This window comes from Amycolatopsis sp. 505, from assembly GCF_031625235.1.
Lineage (GTDB): Bacteria > Actinomycetota > Actinomycetes > Mycobacteriales > Pseudonocardiaceae > Amycolatopsis.
Map to the genome: position 1 here is coordinate 362,743 of NZ_JACKQP010000006.1, position 15,867 is coordinate 378,609.

Genomic DNA, 15,867 nt, shown 5'->3' on the forward strand with positions numbered 1-15,867 from the left:
GTAGGGATGGTCGGATGGAGATCCTGAAGAGCCGGCTGCTGATCCGCCCGCGGGACGCCGCCGCTTCCACGGCGTTCTACCGCGACACCCTCGGCCTGGCCGTGGAGCGGGAGTTCCCGGGCGGCACCGTGTTCTTCCTCGGCCACGGCTCGCTGGAGGTCTCCGGCGCGGGCGAGGCGGGCGCGTCACCCGATCTGGTGCTCTGGCTGCAGGTCCGGGACCTCGCCGGCACCCTGGCCGACCTCGCGGCGAAGGGCCTGGAACCGGTGCGCGACGCCCGGCGCGAGCCGTGGGGCCTCGACGAGGCCTGGATCGCCGATCCGGACGGCACGCGCATCGTGCTGGTCGAGGTGCCCGAGGGCCACCCGATCCGCACGGACACCCGCTAGGCGGGCTTGACCGCGCGCAGCTGGGCGGCGAGCGCGGCGAACCCCGGCGGCTCCCAGGTCCAGGTCTGCAGGTCGGCGAAGCCCGCGGCGGCGGCTTCGTCGGCCAGGACGTGCCTGGTCACGGGCAGCCACTTCTCGTGCGCGGACAGCAGCAGCCGCCCGCCCGGGCGCAGCACCCGGAACAACTCGGCGAACCCGGCCGCGCGGTCTTCCCACAGCATGACGTTGTTCACGCTCAGGACGACGTCGACGGACCCGTCGGGCTCGCCGGTGTGCGCCGCCGACCCTTCGCGCAGCTCGGCGCGGTCGCCGCAGCGCTCCTGGCACAGCGTGAGCATCTCGAGGGAGGGGTCGACGCCGACGGCGCGCCCGGCCAGGCGCGCGGCGGCTTCCAGGCCGACGCCGGGGCCGGGGCCGACGACCAGGACGGTCTCGTCCGGCTCGATCTTCGCGAGGTCGACGACGCGGTGTTCGGTCGCCGCGTTGCCGCGGGCCATGACCCAGCCGCCGAGGCGGCCGAGCGCGCCGGAGGGGTGACCGAACGTCCGGTCGAGGACGCGGGCGAACCCGCTGGTCTCCGGCTGGGGAGGGGGTGCCGGCTGGTGCGGAGTGCTCATACTTCGAGGGCACCACGGATCGCGGAACCCCGCATCGGGGATGACCCCCACCCGCACCCGGAGGGCCATGGGAACATAGAGGTGGCCATCCCCGACTTTCCGAGGACTCATTCGAGTGACGACGTTCGCCGACACCACCTTCACGCCGCCGGAGCTGATCCGGAACTTCTGCATCATCGCGCACATCGACCACGGCAAGTCGACCCTGGCCGACCGCATGCTGCAGCTCACCGGCGTCGTCGAAGAGCGCGCCATGCGGGCCCAGTACCTCGACCGGATGGACATCGAGCGCGAGCGCGGCATCACGATCAAGGCGCAGAACGTCCGGCTGCCCTGGAAGGTCGACGGGCAGGACCACGTCCTGCACATGATCGACACGCCCGGCCACGTGGACTTCACCTACGAGGTCTCCCGGGCCCTGGAGGCGTGCGAAGGCGCGATCCTGCTGGTCGACGCGGCGCAGGGGATCGAGGCCCAGACGCTGGCCAACCTGTACCTGGCGCTGGAGAACAACCTCCAGATCATCCCGGTGCTCAACAAGATCGACCTGCCCTCGGCCGACCCCGACAAGTACGCGGGTGAGCTCGCCCACATCATCGGCTGCGAGCCGGAGGACGTGCTGCGGGTCTCGGCCAAGACCGGCATGGGCGTCGGCGAGCTGCTCGACGAGGTCGTGAAGCAGGTCCCGGCGCCGCAGGGCGACGCCGACGCGCCCGCCCGCGCGATGATCTTCGACTCGGTCTACGACACCTACCGCGGCGTCGTCACCTACATCCGCGTCGTCGACGGCAAGATCACCCCGCGCGAGCGGATCCGGATGATGTCGACCGGCGCCACGCACGAGCTCCTCGAGGTCGGGATCATTTCGCCGGAGCCGAAGCCGAGCAAGGGCCTCGGCGTCGGCGAGGTCGGCTACCTGATCACCGGTGTGAAGGACGTCCGGCAGTCGAAGGTCGGCGACACCGTGACCTCCGAGCGCCACGGCGCCAAGGAGGCGCTGGCGGGCTACCGCGAACCGAAGCCGATGGTCTACTCCGGGCTGTACCCGGTGGACGGTTCCGACTACCCCGAGCTGCGCGAGGCGCTGGACAAGCTCCAGCTGAACGACGCCGCGCTCGACTACGAGCCGGAGACGTCGGTGGCGCTGGGCTTCGGCTTCCGCTGCGGCTTCCTCGGCCTGCTGCACCTGGAGATCACCCGCGACCGGCTCGAGCGTGAATTCGGCCTCGACCTGATCTCGACGGCGCCGAACGTCATCTACCGCGTGGTCCTCGAAGACCGGAGCGAGGTCGTCGTGACGAACCCGTCCGACTGGCCGACCGGGCTGAAGATCGCCGAAGTGCACGAGCCCGTGTCGAAGGTGAGCATCCTGGCGCCGTCGGAGTTCGTCGGCACGATCATGGAACTGTGCCAGACGAAGCGGGGCTCGCTGCTCGGCATGGACTACCTGTCCGAGGACCGCGTCGAGCTGCGCTACAACATTCCGCTGGCGGAAATCATCTTCGACTTCTTCGACACGCTGAAGTCGCGTACGCGCGGCTACGCGTCTCTCGATTACGAAGAGGCCGGCGAGCAGATTTCGGATCTGGTCAAGGTGGATATCCTGCTGCAGGGCGAAACCGTGGACGCGTTCTCGGCGATCGTGCACAAGGACGCGGCCTACGGCTACGGCAACCGGATGGCGACGCGGCTGCGCGAGCTGATCCCGCGTCAGCAGTTCGAGGTCCCGATCCAGGCGGCCGTCGGCTCCCGGATCATCGCCCGCGAGACGATTCGCGCGATCCGCAAGGACGTTCTGGCCAAGTGCTACGGCGGTGACATCTCGCGGAAGCGGAAGCTGCTGGAGAAGCAGAAGGAAGGCAAGAAGCGGATGAAGACCGTCGGCCGGGTCGAGGTTCCGCAGGAAGCCTTCGTCGCTGCACTGTCCACTGAGGACTCCGGCAAGAAGAAGTAACTGTTCTGTTGATGTGACAGCGGCGCCCATATTCACGCCACCGAGTGAATATGGGCGCCGAACCCGCGTTCGATGCGGTTTCTGTCGGTGCTCTCTGGTGTCCTCTGGTGCGAAGAGCGAAAGGAGAGCACCATGACGGTCATGGCAGACATCGAGCATCCCGCCGATTCGGGCCCCCTGACGGTGCAGGACCTCGAGGGGATGCCGGACGATGGCCGACGCCACGAACTCATCGACGGGGTGCTCGTCGTGAGCCCCGCGCCGGGACTGAGACACCAGAAGATCGCGTACGGGCTCTATGGCGTATTGGAAGCTGCGTGCCCGCCTGATTGCGAAGTGGTCGGAGCACCGTTCGCGGTGCACTCGGGCGACCGGATCGAGCTCCAGCCGGACGTCCTGGTCGGCCGGGGCGAGGACTTCACCGAGCTGGACCTCCCGGCGCCACCGCTGCTGGCGGTCGAAGTGCTGTCGCCCAGCACGGCGATCCACGACCTCAACACCAAGAAGGCGGTCTACGAACGGCTCGGGACGGCCAGCTATTGGGTGATCGACCCCCAGGAACCCGCGCTGACGGTGTTCGAGCTGGACGCGGACGGCTGCTACCACCAGGCGGCCAAGGCGGCGGGCGACGAGGTGATCGAGCTCGAGCGGCCGTTCCGGGTCCGGATCGTGCCACGGGACCTGCTGGGCCGCCTCGGCTGACCCCGGCCGCGGCGGGGCGGGCGGGTTGCCGGTGCGGCTGGCCTGCTGGTGCTGGGCCTGCCGGGTGGCCGGGTTGGCCGGCCTGCCGGTGCGGTTGGGCCTGCCCGGGTGGGCGGGTTCGCCGGGGTAGCCGGTCTACTGGGCGGCTGGCCGGTTGGTGTGGCTCGGCCTGCCTGGGTTGCCGGGGTGGCTGTGTTTGCCCAGGGTGGCCGGTTTGCTGGGGGGCTCGGGTTTGGCGGGCCAACTGGCTTGCTGAGGCGGCTGGGCCTGCGCGGACGGCGGGTTTGCCGGGGCGCCGGTCACTGGTGCGGCTGGGTCTGCCCCGGGCGTCCGGGCTCGCTGGGGCGGCCGGCCTGCTGGGACGGCCGGGCCTGTCGAGGCAGTCCAGTCGGCCGACCGGGGTGGCTGGCTTGCCGGGGTGGCCGGTCTGCTCGAGTGGCCGGGCCTGCCCCGGCGGCGTGGCAGGCTTCGCGGGTGGGGCCTCCGCTCAGTGCGGCCGGAAGCGCGGTGTACCGCGGAGCTGGGCGTCCAGCTGCCGGTGGCGCAGTTCCTTCCGGAGCCGCTCGATGACCGCGTCGAACAGGGCCGGCGGGAGGATCGCCGTCTGCTCGAACTGCCTTCGCTGCGGCGGTGCCGGCTCGAGCTTGCCGCGGGGCGCGTAGCGCTGCACCGAGCTCTCGACACCTCCTCCGGTCACCAGGTCCACCCACAGGGCGTCGCGCAGGTAGCCGTCGCCGAAGCGGGCTGAGCGGCGGGTCGTCACCTCCGCTATCTCCGGCCACGGCACCAAGCGGGTGCTGAGGGTGCCCGCCGGCAGGCGGATGCCCTCGTCGCCGATCGTGAGGTCGCGCAGGCCCTCGAAGCCACGCTTCAGGTCCCGCGCTCGCGAAATGCGGTAGGCGACGACAGCCACCAGCACGCTCGCCGCGTAGGCGGCGCCGATCAGCCACGGCGAGACGCCGCGCACCAGCCCGGTGGCGAGCGCCGCGCCGAATCCGGCGTCGGCGACGATGAGCAAGCCGACCAGGATCTTGACCGGCGTGCTGACGCGGGGCGGGGACTCGGACAACGGGACGACTCCTGGGGCCGGACGGGTCAGGGATTGCCGATTATCCGGTCTGCCCGGATGAACACCGCGACCCGCCGCTCTTCGGCCATCACGCGGTCGTACTCGGCCCAGTCGTCGTGGGTTCCGGTGGCGGCGATGAAGACGTCGCGCAGCAGCTGCGGCAGGCCGGCCGGGTCGAACGCCGGGTCGGGGTCGTCGGGTCCGATGAGGTGGGTGGCGCCGGTGACCGACAGCCAGTTCCAGCCGCGCCGGAAGGTGACGGTGGCGTGCCCGGCCCGCCGCAGCAAGGCGAGCTTGTGCGCCCTCCCGACGGCGACGTACGCGACACCCGGGGCACCGGTCACCGGATCGTCGAAGACACCGGCATTGACGACGGAGGCGTGCACGGTGCCGTCCGCCCGCGTCGTGGCGACGGTGGCGAGGCCGTGCTCCTGCAGCGACAGCGTGCGAACCTGCTCCAGATCAGCGTTCATGGCCCCAACCTAGCGTCCGGAGGCCCGACATGGCCCGCATCGCCGTCCACCACCTGGACCTGGTCGAGCACGACGTCCCGCTCGAAGGTCGCCGCAGCGAAGGAGACAGCGCCGCCGAACAACGCCTCGTCGCGGAACACGGCTTCCTGGTCGGCCGCCTTGGTGTAGAGCTCGGTGATGCGCCGGTTCGCGCGTCCTCGGCCAGCCGCCGCTGGTGCGCGGCGTTGTCCGCGGCGACCTGCTCGGCGCGGAAGCCGGACAGCTCCGGTTGCTCCGGGGCGTGGCCGTGCGGGCGTCTTACTCACCCGTCGACCGTGCCACGCCCCGGCCACTCACGTCAGCAGGTGCCGTTGTCGGTCCACACTCCCCACTGGCCCGTCGTTCCCGGCTCCTCGCCCTGCGTCCACCACTGCGCCGTCCACTTGTGGCCGTTGTGGGACACCACGTTGCCGCCCGTGTACACCTGCGTGGCGCTCCACGCCGGGTCCGTGCACGTGCCCGGGTTCGTCGTCCCGCCCGTGTCCCACGCGACCTGCGATGACCGGTAGAAGCCGATGCCCTGCGCCACCCACCGCGGCGCCTGCGCGCCCAGCCGGGTGCGGAAGGCCGTCCAGTCGTGCGTCGACCACGGGGACCAGCCGAGCTCCGCGTGCGCCGCCAGGCGCGGGAACGCCAGGTAGTCGATGTCCGCCGGCTTGACCACCGTCTCCGTCCACAGTGGTGACTCCACGCCGCGGACCGCCGACTCGCCCACGCCCGACAGGTACGCTCCCGGGTTCCAGTTGTACGCGTCCTGGACCTCGATGTAGCCCGCCCACGACAGGCCGATCGGTGACGAGCTGTTGTACTTCATGTCCAGGTACGCCTTGTTCGCCGGCGACAGGATCACCTTGCTGCCGCGGGAAACCGCCGTCGAGACGCCCGAGTCGGACGTCGTCGTCCCCCAGAACTGCGGCGACGCCGAAGCCGGCAGGGTCGCCTTGGCGATGTCGTGCCAGCCGATCACCGACTTGCCCGTCGCCGCCACCAGGGGGAGCACCTTGTTCATGAACGTCAGGTAGTCCGCCTGCGACGTCGCCGATGCTTCGTCGCCGCCGATGTGGAGGTACGGGCCCGGGGTCAGGGCCGCCAGTTCGCGCAGGACGTCCGCCACGAACGTGTACGTGATGTCCTTCGAGATGCACAGCGAGCTGTAGCCGACCGCGGTGTCCGTGCGCAAGGCCGGCGCCACCCCGTTGCAGTTCAGCTCCGCGTACGACGCCAGGGCCGCGTTCACGTGTCCCGGCATGTCGATCTCCGGGATGATCGTGATGTGGCGGGAAGCCGCGTAGTTCACGATGTCCGTGTACTGCGCCTTCGTGTAGTAGCCGCCCGCGCCGCCGCCCACCTGGGTGCTGCCGCCGTAGGTCGTCAGGCGGGGCCAGCTGTCGATCTGGATGCGCCAGCCCTGGTCGTCGGCCAGGTGCAGGTGCAGGTGGTTGATCTTGTACTGGGCCAGCTGGTCGAGGTACCGCTTGACCGTCGACACCGGGTGGAAGTGGCGGGCGACGTCGAGCATCGCGCCGCGGTAGGCGAACCTCGGGTAATCCAGGATCGTCGCGCCCGGGATGCTCCACGGCCCGGGCTGCGCCGACGCGCTTTCGACCCGGCCCGGCAGCAGCTGCCGCAACGTCTGGACGCCGGCGAACAGCCCGTCGGCGGTGGTGGCCCGCACGGTGACCGACGACGCCGTCGATACCAGCTGGTAGCCCTGCGCGCCGACGGACGCGGGTGCGCCGCTGAGCAGCAGCGCGATGCTGCCCGACGGCACGGACGCCGGCGCGTCGGACACCGGCAGCGCGAAGCCGGTCGACGGCCGCAGGACGCCGGCCAGGTAGTCGCCGACCTGCCGCGCGGGGGCCGAACCCGCCTCGGTGACGATCGCAGTGGTCGAGACCAGCGGGAACGCGACGCCGGCCGCCGGGGTCACCGAGACCGGCACCGGCACGATCGACTGCAACGCCGGCGTGGCCGCCACGGCCGGCGTGCTGTGTGCGGCTGTCGTACCGGCGCCGACCAGGGCCAGCACGGCGAGTGCGCGGCCGAGCCGCCGCGTCAACGGATGCTTCACCGGGGGACCTCCAGGCAGAAGGGATGCGACCTCGCCGTCGCACCTGCCCGGATCGTCGCATTTCCCGCCGATGTGGTCTAGACCAAACTGGGTGGTTAGGCTCGCTTCGTGACGCGGGACTTCGCGCCGGGCTCGCCGTTCGCGCTGCTCTCGAGCGCCGAGACGGCCGCCTGGTACGCCTACATGAAGGTGCACCTCCGGCTCGAGTACGAGCTGAACCGGCAGTTGCGCGCCGACAGCGGGATCTCGCTCGCCGACTACCACGTGCTGGTCGCCCTGACGAGCGAGCCCGGCGGCCGGATGCGGGTCACCGACCTCGCGATCCGCATCGGCTGGGAACGCAGCCGGCTTTCGCACCACCTGAAGCGGATGCGGGCGCGTGAGCTGGTCGAGACCGGGACCGCCGCCGACGACCGCCGCGTGACCGAGGTCGTGCTGGCGGAAACCGGCTGGGAGGTGCTGCGGCGGGCCGCGCCGGATCACGTCGGCTTCGTGCGCGAAGCGTTCCTGGACGCTCTGGGGGACGACGAGAAGGCGCAGCTGACCACCCTGCTGGACCGCGTCTACGACACGCTCGTCGAGAAAGGCAGCCTGCCCCGGCCGGACGACCACCCCTGACATTTACGTGACATGTCACGTAATATGGCCGGGACTCGAGGAGGACGTGAATGGCGACGGTGGCCGAACTCATGGAAGCCAACCTGCTCAAGGTGTTCAACGAGCGCGACGACGAGCGGCGCGCGAAGGCGATCGCCGAGACCTACGCGCCCGACGTCGAGTTCGCCGACCCGGAAGGGGTCGCGATCGGCCACGAAGAGCTGAACGCGAAGGCGAAAGGCCTGCTCGAGCAGTCGCCGGGCTTCGTCTTCTCGCCCGCGGGCCCGGTGCTGGTCAACCACGACCTGGGGCACCTCGCGTGGCAGCTCGGCCCGGAAGGCGAGCCGCCCGTCGTGCGGGGGATCGACGTCGCGCTCGTCGAGGACGGGCTGATCACGAAGCTCTACACGATGTTGCTGCCCGGCTGAGTACTACGCTCGGGAGCATGTTCGACGAGCTGACGTTCCCGGTCGTCGCCGCGCCGATGGCCGGCGGTCCCACCACCCCGGAGCTGGTCGCCGCGGTGTCCGAGGCCGGTGGCTTCGGCTTCCTGTCCGCCGGCATGCTCACCCCCGCGGCGCTGAAGGCGCAGATCGAGCGCACCGCCGAGCTGACCGGGCGGCCGTTCGGCGTCAACCTCTTCGTCCCGCAGCCCGACACCGGCGCCGACATCTCGGGCCACGAAACCCGCCTGCGGGAGTTCGCCCGCGAGTACGACGTCGAGCTCGGCGAGCCGAAGTGGGACGACGACGCCTACCCCGCGAAGCTGGACGTCGTGCTCGAGAAGCGCGTTCCCGTGGTCTCGTTCACCTTCGGCCCGCCCACGCCGTCGGACGTGGTGCGCCTGAAGGACGCCGGTATCAGGATCGTCATCACGGTGACCACGCCCGAGTCCGCGCAGCGGGCGGCGGACCTCGGCGCCGACGCGCTGGTCGTCCAGGGCTTCGAAGCCGGCGGGCACCGCAGCCTGTTCACCGACGACCCGAGCCTGCCCGGCGGCGGCGCGGAATACGGCGTGCTCGCGCTGCTGCGGCTCGTCGCCGCCCGGGTCGACCTGCCGCTGATCGCCGCGGGCGGGCTGGTGCACGGCGCCGACGTCGCGGCCGTGCTTGCCGCCGGGGCCGTCGCCGCCCAGCTGGGCACGGTCTTCCTGCGCGCGGACGAAGCCGGGACGTCGGAGGCGCACCGCAAGGCCCTCGCCCTCGCCGAGCGCGAGACGGCCTTCACCCGCGCGTTCAGCGGCCGCCCGGCGCGCGGGCTGGTCAACAAGTTCATGGACGCCCTGTCCGAGGGCGCGCCGGCCGCATACCCGCAGCTCAACCACCTCGCGGGCCCGGTGCGCAAGGCGTCCGCGAAGGCCGGCGACCCCGAAGCGATCTCGCTGTGGGCCGGCCAGACCTACCCGCTCGCCTACGACGCCTCGGCCGCCGTGATCATCGAGCGGCTGAAGGTCGAGGCGCGCGAAGCCGCCGCGCGCCTCGACCGGATCCGCTAGCCGTCGGAGCGGTTCAGCACCGAGTGCCGGCGGCTGTACAGGAAGTAGATGATCAGGCCGATGACGAACCAGACGGCGAACCGCAGCCAGGTCGCCGGCTGCAGGAACGTGATCAGCCAGATCGAGAACACGACGCCGATCGCGGGCACCACCGGCATGCCCGGCGTCTTGAACGTCCGGGGCAGGTCCGGCTGCTTGTAGCGCAGCACGATCACCGCGACGCAGACGACGACGAACGCGAGCAGGATGCCGATGTTCGTCAGCTCGGCCGCCTCGCCGATCGGCAGCACGCCGGCGATGATCGCGGACGCGCCGCCGAGGATCCAGGTCATCCGGCTCGGCACCTGGCGCTTCGGGTTCGTCTTGCCGAACCACGGCGGCAGCAGGCCGTCGCGGCTCATCGAGTAGCCGACGCGGGTGGCGCCCATCAGGAACGTGAACAGCACGGTCAGGATGCCGACGATCGCGCCGATCGCGATCACCGTGGCCAGCCCGTCGAGGCCGACCGACTTGAACGCCGTCGAGAACCCGCTCTTCGGGTCGATCTCGGTGTACTTCTGCATGCCGGTCAGCACCAGGCAGGCCAGCACGTACAGCACCATCGAGATGGCCAGCGAGTACAGGATCGCCTTCGGCATGTGCCGCTGCGCGTCCTTGGACTCCTCGGCTGCGGTCGACATCGCGTCGTAGCCGAAGACGGCGAAGAACACCGTTGCGGCGCCGGTCACCGCGCCGCCGAAGCCCGCGGGCGCGAACGGCGTGTAGTTGCCGGTCTTGACGTAGAAGAAGCCGACCAGGATGACGACCAGCACGATCAGGACCTTGATCCCGACCATCGCCGTCTCGAACCGGGCGGCGCTGCGGATGCCGCGGTTGAGCAGGAACGCGATCAGCAGGCACAGCAGCGCGGCGAACAGGTCGACCTTGTGCCCCGGCCCGGTTCCGGGCGCGCCGAGCATCCACGCGGGCAGGTCGAGGCCGATCTGGCCGAGCAGGAAGTTGAAGTAGCCCGAGATGCCGATCGCCACCACCGACACGATCGCGGTGTACTCCAGCAGCAGGTCCCAGCCGATGAACCAGCCGACGACCTCGCCGAGCACCGCGTAGCCGTAGGTGTAGGCCGAGCCGGCCTTCGGGATCAGGCCGGCGAACTCGGCGTAGGAGAACGCCGCCGCGGCGCTGGCGACCCCGGCGATGAGGAACGAGATCAGCACCGCCGGGCCGACTCCCGGGATGCCCGCCGCGTCGTCGCCGTGCGCGACGCTGCCGGCGAGGGCGAAGATCCCGGCGCCGATGATGCCGCCGATGCCGATGGCGGTCAGCTGCCACAGCCCCAGGGTGCGTTGCAGCCCGCCGCTTTCCGTCGTGTCCTGGATCTGGTCGATCGGCTTGCGCCGGAAGATGCCGGAGCTCGAGCCCAGGCCCTCTGGAGCGGACATCGTCGTCTCCCGAACGGTCGGTGGAAGGCCCGGATCACGGACCCTCGCCGGAACCTACCGCCAACTCCGCGGGCTTACAGCCTGAGCGCGTCAGCCGGCCGCGGTGCCCTCGCTGACCGCCTTCGGCGCCGTCGCGGCCGCCCGCTTGGCCTGGGTGGTCCGGACCGCGCTCGCCGCGAAGTAGGTGAGCAGTTCGGCGATCTCGACCGGGTCGTCCAGCTGCGGGCAGTGCCCCCAGTCCTCGCGGACCAGCAGCCTGCTGTGCGGCACGAGCGTGTGCAGCTGGCGCCCGGACGCCGCGGTGACGAGCTTGTCCTTGCCGCACGCGACGACCAGCAGCGGGACCTCGACGGAGTCGAGGCGGTAGGCGTCGGCGAGCTCCGCGACGAGCTGCCGGGCCTCCTCCAGCCGGCTCTTGGTCGCGCGGTAATCCGGGAAGAGCGCGGTGAAGCGCTGCACCTGGGTCGCGTCCGCCGCACCCGAATCGGCGTACAGCAGCCGCGGGACGACCTGCTCGGCGACCTTGCGCACCAGGAACCCCGGCACCGGGACGGGCAGGGACGAGTACAGCCGCAGCGGCAGCGGATAGCGCGCCACCGCCCGGATCAGCCACGAATCGACGAAGCCCGGCGCGGCGATGGACACGACGCCGGAGATCGGCAGCCTGCTGTTCTGCGCCGCGCGCAGGCTCATGGTGCCGCCGAGGGAGTTCCCGGCCAGCACGACCGGACCGAGGACGGCCTGCTCGCGGACGACGGCCGTGGTGAAGGCGTCGAGCTGCGGCAGCATCGGGCCGGGCCGCAGCGGCTGGGCGTCGCCGAACCCGGGCAGATCGACCGCGACCGCCGGGATCCCGGCGGCCGCGAGCTGCTCCAGGGCGGGGCGCCAGGTGTCGGCGCTGTCGCAATAGCCGTGCAGGAGCACCAGGCGCGGGGTAGTGGGGCGGACGTGCGGCGCCGCGGCCCGGCGGCGCAGCGAGCGGCGCGGAGCCTCCGGCTCGGGGGCGGTTTCGCCGACCTCCAGCACCCGGGTGCGTACGCCGGCGTAGCGCCGGAAGGAGACCCGGATCGGGTCGTCGTCACTGGGCCGGCCGCCCGGTTCAGCCGGCGCGGGCCGCTTCGTCGCGGTCATGTGTCCCAGATTACCTGGCCGCGCTTGGGTTTTGGGGGAATTTCGGTGCTAACGACCAGGTCTCGAACTGAATACGTCGAAAAATCACCAGCTGCCGAAAAGTGTTCCCCGCTGGGCGGATCCGGTGATCCGCCCAGCTCACGGCCGGTCTAGCGGGTGAAGACGATCTTGCCCGCGGTGTCCCCTTCGAGCATCGCCCGGAAACCCTTGGGTGCCTCGGAAAAGGAAAGTTCCGCGCCGATCTGGGGCCGGACGCCGGTCAAATCGAGGTAGGCGAGCAGGTCCGCGAGCTCGTCACGGGTGCCCATGGTCGAGCCCGCGACGCGCAGCTGGAGGAAGAAGACGCGCTGCAGCTCGGCGTGCGCGTCCGGGCCGCTGGTCGAGCCGGAGACCACGATGATACCGCCCGGCTTGAGCGATTTGACCGAATGTGACCAGGTCGCCTTGCCGACGGTCTCGAAGACGGCGTCGACGCGCTCGGGCAGCCGCGCGCCGGATTCGAACGCCTGATGGGCGCCGAGGCCGGTGGCGAGGGCCCGCTTCTCCTCGGTGCGGCCGGTGACCCAGACCCGGAACCCGGCCGCGCGGCCGAGCTGGACCAGCGCCGTCGACACGCCGCCGGAGGCGCCCTGCACGAGCATGGTCTGCCCCGGCCGCAGCCCGGACTTCACGAAGAGCATCCGGTAGGCGGTCAGCCAGGCCGTGCCCATGACGGACGCCTCGGCGAAACTGAGCGCCGTGGGCTTCGGGACGACGTTGCGGGCCGGCACGACGACCTGGTCGGCGAACGTGCCCTGGTGCTTCTCGGTGAGCAGGGTGCGCTTCGGGTCGAGCGTGTCGTCGCCCTGCCAGCCCGGCGCGTTGATCACCGAGTGGATGACGACCTCGGTGCCGTCGTCGAGGGTGCCGGCGCCGTCGCAGCCGAGGATCATCGGGAACTGCTCCGGTTTGATGCCCACGCCGCGCAGGGTCCAGAGGTCGTGCATGTTGAGGCTGGCCGCCTTGACGTGCACGCGGACCCAGCCGTCCGGCACTTCGGGTTCGGGGCGCTCGCCCACGACGAGCGAGTCCAGCGGGCTGTCGGCGTTGGGTTCCTGCGCGTACACGGCGAACATGTCCTGCAACGTACCGCCCCTGGCACGCGGTGGCAGCAGGGCGCGCGTAGGCTCACACCGTGTTCAACGGGCTGGCCGACTGGTGGGACGGGGTCGAGCTATGGCTCGCCCAGGCCTGGTTCCCGGTGCAGTTCGTGCTGGTCATGGTGGTCGTCGTGCCGCTGTGCCTGGCCGCCGCGTGGGTGCTCGACAAGGTGGTCGGGCTGTTCGCCCGCCGGCTCGCTCCGGGGCGTGACGACGACTCGGACCCCTCGGCATAGGCTCGCGCACCATGTTCAACCGAAGGCGGATCACCGCCGCGCTGATCGGGCTCCTCGTGCTGGTGCTGGGGGGCTGGCTGGTCAAGGACAACCTCGGCAGCGGATCGTCGTCGCCGGCCACCCCCTCGAGCGCGAGCAGCACCGCGCCCGCCAAGGGCGGTGCCGCCGTACCGGGCGCGGACTCCGGGCTGCCGGTGAAGGCGCTTTCCGCGTTGCCGCCGCAGGCCACGGACACCTGGAAGCTGATCGAGGCGGGCGGCCCGTACCCCTACCCGCGCAACGACGACGTCGTCTTCGAGAACCGGGAGAAGCGCTTGCCCGGCAAGAAGTCCGGCTACTACCACGAGTACACCGTGAAGACGCCGGGCAGTCCCGACCGCGGGGCCCGGCGGCTGATCACCGGGCAGGCGCACGAGCTGTACTACACCGGCGACCACTACGCGTCGTTCGTCGTCGTGGACCCGGCCCGATGAGCGCCGGCGAGCAGGCGAAGGCCGCCGCGGAAGAGGCCTTCGCCCGGGGCGCGTACCCGCACCTGGTGAACTCGCGGCCGACCGTCGACAAGCCCAGCACCCTCACCGCGTTCGCCGAAGCACTGTCCTTTCCGGACTACTTCGGCCACAACCTCGACGCGCTCTACGACTGCCTGACCGACCTGTCGTGGCTGCCGCCGGGGGAGCACGTGCTGATCTGGCCGGGCTCGGACGCGCTGCGCAAGGCCGAGCCCAAGACCTACCTGGCCATCCGCAGCGTGCTTTCGGACGCGCAGCGCGCGCTCGGCCCGAGCGGCCGCAGCGCCGGTTCCTGGCGGCTCACGGTGGTGCTGCCGGACGCCTGAGCGGCGTCCGGCAGCGTCCCGGCTCAGTCCTGGGGGACCCAGTTCGGCTTGCGCTTCTGGGCGAAGGCCAGGATGCCCTCCTGGCCTTCCTCACTGGCGAAGAACTTCGCCGACAGGCCGAGCATCTCCTCGAAGCCGTCCGATGGGGTGGCCGGGCGGGGCCGGCTCAGCAGCGCCTTCGTCTCGGCCAGCGCCTTCGGGCCGCCCGCTGCCAGCGACTTCACGAACCGGGCCACTTCGGCGTCGAGGTCATCGGTCGCCGAGTTCAGCAGGCCGATCTCGACCGCGCGGCGGGCGTCGAAGGTGTCGCCCGTCAGGAACAGTTCGTGCGCCGCCCGCGGGTTGAGGCGCGGGAGGACGGTCAGGGAGATGATGGCCGGGACGACGCCGATGCGCACTTCGGAGAAGGCGAACGTCGCTTCCGGGACCGCCACGGCGATGTCGCACGCCGCCACCATGCCGATGCCGCCCGCGCGGGCGGGGCCGGCCAGCCGGGCGACCACCGGCTTCGGGCTGGTCCAAAGCTGCTCGAGGATGCGGGGGAACTCGTTCACGCCCTGGTCGCCCGCGCCGGCGCCACGGGCCTCCTTGAGGTCCATCCCCGCGCAGAACACCGGCCCGGTGTGGGTCAGCACGATGACGCGGACAGCGTCGTCGGCGGCCGCCTTCGTGAGCGAGTCCGAGAGTTCGCGGCGCAACTGGGCCGAGAGCGCGTTGCGGTTGTGCGGGGAGTCCAGGGTGATCGTGGCGGTGCCGCCCACCACGTCGTAGTGCACCAGTTCGTCAGCCATGCCGACACCCTTGCACACTCCCCGCGCGCGGCCGGTGTTACGCGGGCCACCCCGCGGGTGCCCGCCCGCGGGGTGGCCGGTGCTCAGCCGATGGTCGTCGTGGTGAAGACCGGGCTGGGGTTGGGGAAGCAGGCCGTCGGCGCGGTGAGGTCGCCGATGATCGTGCTCGCCACCGCCTTGAACGTCAGGCCCGGGTCGGTGTAGCTGGTGCCGCCCAGCTTGGTCTGGATCGTGCCCGACTGGCCCGCCTTCAGGTGCGCGGTGACGGTGGGCAGTTCGAACGTCGCGCCGCCGGCGATCGGGCCGGGGAAGCTCAGCGTGGCGACGCCGTTGGCGACCGAGATGGCCGGCGGGGTCGAGCCGAGCCCGGACCCGCCGGCCAGCGTCGCGCCGACGTACGACGAGTTCGCCGGGATCGGGATCTTGAGCGCGAACGTGTTGATGTTCTTGACCTTGTTCCCGCTCACCGTGCCCGGCACGGTGTTCGGAGCGGGATCGATGACGACGTCGAACGCGCCGCCGGGCGCGACCGTGGCGGGCGCGCTGACGTCGGCGTCCTGGTTCAGCGCCACCTTCTGCGGCCCGACGATCGGCGCGTTGGCCTGGCAGTCGAAGGTGACGCTGGTGGCCGCCGACGCCGGAGCGGCGAGAGCGAGGGGGAGGACCGCGGCCGCGGTCAGCGCGGCGATCCGAGAAAAGTGAAGCGCTTTCATCTGTATCCACCTACCTGCGGTTTCACGAGGGAAGGGAGGAAAGCTGCGCAGCCGTCCCGATTGTTACCGGCAAGTTAAGCAAGACGTCAAGGATTTACCGTTCCCATGCACAAGCGGTAACAGAAATGTGAATTTGTCTCACCTTGCGGCGGTGGTGTGACGGTTCCGGATACG

The 15,867-nt window shown here is 70.9% G+C and carries 19 protein-coding genes; 9 read left to right on the top strand and 10 right to left on the bottom strand.

Annotated features, from left to right (window positions below; genetic code table 11):
• Positions 1–14 precede the first annotated feature (14 nt).
• Complete coding sequence (locus tag H5965_RS23595; RefSeq protein WP_310972360.1) at positions 15–389, top strand: VOC family protein; 375 nt, start codon at positions 15–17, stop codon at positions 387–389.
• Here H5965_RS23595 and H5965_RS23600 read toward each other — a convergent pair.
• Positions 386–1,006, bottom strand: coding sequence for a class I SAM-dependent methyltransferase (locus H5965_RS23600; protein ID WP_310972362.1), 621 nt, complete (start codon positions 1,004–1,006; stop codon positions 386–388). The two genes, H5965_RS23595 and H5965_RS23600, sit on opposite strands and share 4 nt — an antisense overlap.
• Positions 1,007–1,121: 115 nt before the next feature.
• Between H5965_RS23600 and lepA the strand changes: the two genes are divergently transcribed.
• Both lepA and H5965_RS23610 read left to right on the top strand, forming a co-directional pair.
• The gene (gene lepA, locus H5965_RS23605) at positions 1,122–2,960 is read left to right on the top strand and encodes a translation elongation factor 4 (RefSeq protein WP_310972363.1); all 1,839 of its coding nucleotides are present in this window, start codon (positions 1,122–1,124) and stop codon (positions 2,958–2,960) included.
• A gap of 132 nt (positions 2,961–3,092) precedes the next feature.
• Positions 3,093–3,662: a Uma2 family endonuclease gene (locus H5965_RS23610; RefSeq protein WP_310972365.1), complete on the top strand. Its 570-nt coding sequence runs from the start codon at positions 3,093–3,095 to the stop codon at positions 3,660–3,662.
• A gap of 487 nt (positions 3,663–4,149) precedes the next feature.
• On the opposite strand, the gene H5965_RS23615 is transcribed toward H5965_RS23610, so the two are convergent.
• The 4 genes from H5965_RS23615 to H5965_RS23630 form a co-directional block, all read right to left on the bottom strand.
• Positions 4,150–4,731, bottom strand: coding sequence for a PH domain-containing protein (locus tag H5965_RS23615; RefSeq protein ID WP_310972366.1), 582 nt, complete (start codon positions 4,729–4,731; stop codon positions 4,150–4,152).
• 26 nt (positions 4,732–4,757) lie between these two features.
• A complete protein-coding gene (locus H5965_RS23620) occupies positions 4,758–5,204 on the bottom strand; it encodes a pyridoxamine 5'-phosphate oxidase family protein (RefSeq protein WP_310972367.1) in 447 nt (148 codons plus the stop codon).
• Positions 5,201–5,344 carry a hypothetical protein gene (locus H5965_RS23625; protein WP_310972368.1) on the bottom strand — a complete coding sequence of 48 codons (144 nt, stop codon included), beginning with the start codon at positions 5,342–5,344 and terminating at the stop codon, positions 5,201–5,203. Before H5965_RS23625 ends, H5965_RS23620 begins: the two co-directional genes overlap by 4 nt.
• 197 nt (positions 5,345–5,541) lie before the next feature.
• The gene (locus tag H5965_RS23630; RefSeq protein ID WP_396136931.1) at positions 5,542–7,314 is read right to left on the bottom strand and encodes a family 20 glycosylhydrolase; all 1,773 of its coding nucleotides are present in this window, start codon (positions 7,312–7,314) and stop codon (positions 5,542–5,544) included.
• 108 nt (positions 7,315–7,422) lie between these two features.
• Here H5965_RS23630 and H5965_RS23635 point away from each other — a divergent pair, with 108 nt between their 5' ends.
• The 3 genes from H5965_RS23635 to H5965_RS23645 are packed head-to-tail and all read left to right on the top strand — an operon-like array spanning position 7,423 to position 9,406.
• Positions 7,423–7,932, top strand: coding sequence for a MarR family winged helix-turn-helix transcriptional regulator (locus H5965_RS23635; protein ID WP_310972369.1), 510 nt, complete (start codon positions 7,423–7,425; stop codon positions 7,930–7,932).
• A 50-nt stretch (positions 7,933–7,982) separates the two neighbouring features.
• The gene (locus H5965_RS23640) at positions 7,983–8,339 is read left to right on the top strand and encodes a nuclear transport factor 2 family protein (RefSeq protein WP_310972371.1); all 357 of its coding nucleotides are present in this window, start codon (positions 7,983–7,985) and stop codon (positions 8,337–8,339) included.
• A 17-nt stretch (positions 8,340–8,356) separates the two neighbouring features.
• Positions 8,357–9,406 carry a nitronate monooxygenase gene (locus H5965_RS23645; RefSeq protein WP_310972373.1) on the top strand — a complete coding sequence of 350 codons (1,050 nt, stop codon included), beginning with the start codon at positions 8,357–8,359 and terminating at the stop codon, positions 9,404–9,406.
• On the opposite strand, the gene H5965_RS23650 is transcribed toward H5965_RS23645, so the two are convergent.
• The 3 genes from H5965_RS23650 to H5965_RS23660 all read right to left on the bottom strand — a co-directional run bounded on the left by H5965_RS23650 (position 9,403) and on the right by H5965_RS23660 (position 13,091).
• Complete coding sequence (locus tag H5965_RS23650) at positions 9,403–10,845, bottom strand: amino acid permease (protein WP_310972374.1); 1,443 nt, start codon at positions 10,843–10,845, stop codon at positions 9,403–9,405. The genes H5965_RS23645 and H5965_RS23650 overlap by 4 nt on opposite strands.
• Before the next feature lie 90 nt (positions 10,846–10,935).
• Entirely contained in the window at positions 10,936–11,976 is a 1,041-nt protein-coding gene (locus H5965_RS23655; RefSeq protein ID WP_310972375.1) for an alpha/beta hydrolase, read from the bottom strand.
• Positions 11,977–12,125: 149 nt separating this feature from the next.
• Positions 12,126–13,091 (bottom strand): zinc-binding dehydrogenase, encoded by a 966-nt coding sequence (locus H5965_RS23660; RefSeq protein WP_310972376.1) that lies wholly within the window; start codon positions 13,089–13,091, stop codon positions 12,126–12,128.
• Positions 13,092–13,150: 59 nt separating this feature from the next.
• Here H5965_RS23660 and H5965_RS23665 point away from each other — a divergent pair, with 59 nt between their 5' ends.
• From H5965_RS23665 to H5965_RS23675, 3 genes are read left to right on the top strand one after another with little or no spacing between them, the layout of a single operon-like run.
• Positions 13,151–13,351, top strand: coding sequence for a hypothetical protein (locus H5965_RS23665; protein ID WP_310972378.1), 201 nt, complete (start codon positions 13,151–13,153; stop codon positions 13,349–13,351).
• A gap of 11 nt (positions 13,352–13,362) precedes the next feature.
• Positions 13,363–13,824 (top strand): ribonuclease domain-containing protein, encoded by a 462-nt coding sequence (locus H5965_RS23670; protein WP_310972379.1) that lies wholly within the window; start codon positions 13,363–13,365, stop codon positions 13,822–13,824.
• A complete protein-coding gene (locus tag H5965_RS23675) occupies positions 13,821–14,189 on the top strand; it encodes a barstar family protein (protein ID WP_310972380.1) in 369 nt (122 codons plus the stop codon). Before H5965_RS23670 ends, H5965_RS23675 begins: the two co-directional genes overlap by 4 nt.
• Positions 14,190–14,212: 23 nt before the next feature.
• Here H5965_RS23675 and H5965_RS23680 read toward each other — a convergent pair whose 3' ends face one another.
• Both H5965_RS23680 and H5965_RS23685 read right to left on the bottom strand, forming a co-directional pair.
• Positions 14,213–14,980 carry an enoyl-CoA hydratase family protein gene (locus tag H5965_RS23680; protein WP_310972381.1) on the bottom strand — a complete coding sequence of 256 codons (768 nt, stop codon included), beginning with the start codon at positions 14,978–14,980 and terminating at the stop codon, positions 14,213–14,215.
• A gap of 83 nt (positions 14,981–15,063) precedes the next feature.
• Entirely contained in the window at positions 15,064–15,693 is a 630-nt protein-coding gene (locus H5965_RS23685; protein ID WP_310972382.1) for a cyclase, read from the bottom strand.
• Between the last annotated feature and the right edge of the window lie 174 nt (positions 15,694–15,867).

What these genes read in the sequence shown, in the direction of transcription:
- H5965_RS23655 (WP_310972375.1), bottom strand. Translation starts at nt 11,976, where the DNA reads ATGACCGCGACGAAGCGGCCCGCGCCGGCTGAACCGGGCGGCCGGCCC.
- H5965_RS23675 (WP_310972380.1), top strand. Translation starts at nt 13,821, where the DNA reads ATGAGCGCCGGCGAGCAGGCGAAGGCCGCCGCGGAAGAGGCCTTCGCC.
- H5965_RS23595 (WP_310972360.1), top strand. Translation starts at nt 15, where the DNA reads ATGGAGATCCTGAAGAGCCGGCTGCTGATCCGCCCGCGGGACGCCGCC.
- H5965_RS23685 (WP_310972382.1), bottom strand. Translation starts at nt 15,693, where the DNA reads ATGAAAGCGCTTCACTTTTCTCGGATCGCCGCGCTGACCGCGGCCGCG.
- H5965_RS23660 (WP_310972376.1), bottom strand. Translation starts at nt 13,091, where the DNA reads ATGTTCGCCGTGTACGCGCAGGAACCCAACGCCGACAGCCCGCTGGAC.
- H5965_RS23640 (WP_310972371.1), top strand. Translation starts at nt 7,983, where the DNA reads ATGGCGACGGTGGCCGAACTCATGGAAGCCAACCTGCTCAAGGTGTTC.
- H5965_RS23620 (WP_310972367.1), bottom strand. Translation starts at nt 5,204, where the DNA reads ATGAACGCTGATCTGGAGCAGGTTCGCACGCTGTCGCTGCAGGAGCAC.
- H5965_RS23600 (WP_310972362.1), bottom strand. Translation starts at nt 1,006, where the DNA reads ATGAGCACTCCGCACCAGCCGGCACCCCCTCCCCAGCCGGAGACCAGC.
- H5965_RS23670 (WP_310972379.1), top strand. Translation starts at nt 13,363, where the DNA reads ATGTTCAACCGAAGGCGGATCACCGCCGCGCTGATCGGGCTCCTCGTG.
- H5965_RS23610 (WP_310972365.1), top strand. Translation starts at nt 3,093, where the DNA reads ATGACGGTCATGGCAGACATCGAGCATCCCGCCGATTCGGGCCCCCTG.
- H5965_RS23650 (WP_310972374.1), bottom strand. Translation starts at nt 10,845, where the DNA reads ATGTCCGCTCCAGAGGGCCTGGGCTCGAGCTCCGGCATCTTCCGGCGC.
- H5965_RS23680 (WP_310972381.1), bottom strand. Translation starts at nt 14,980, where the DNA reads ATGGCTGACGAACTGGTGCACTACGACGTGGTGGGCGGCACCGCCACG.
- H5965_RS23645 (WP_310972373.1), top strand. Translation starts at nt 8,357, where the DNA reads ATGTTCGACGAGCTGACGTTCCCGGTCGTCGCCGCGCCGATGGCCGGC.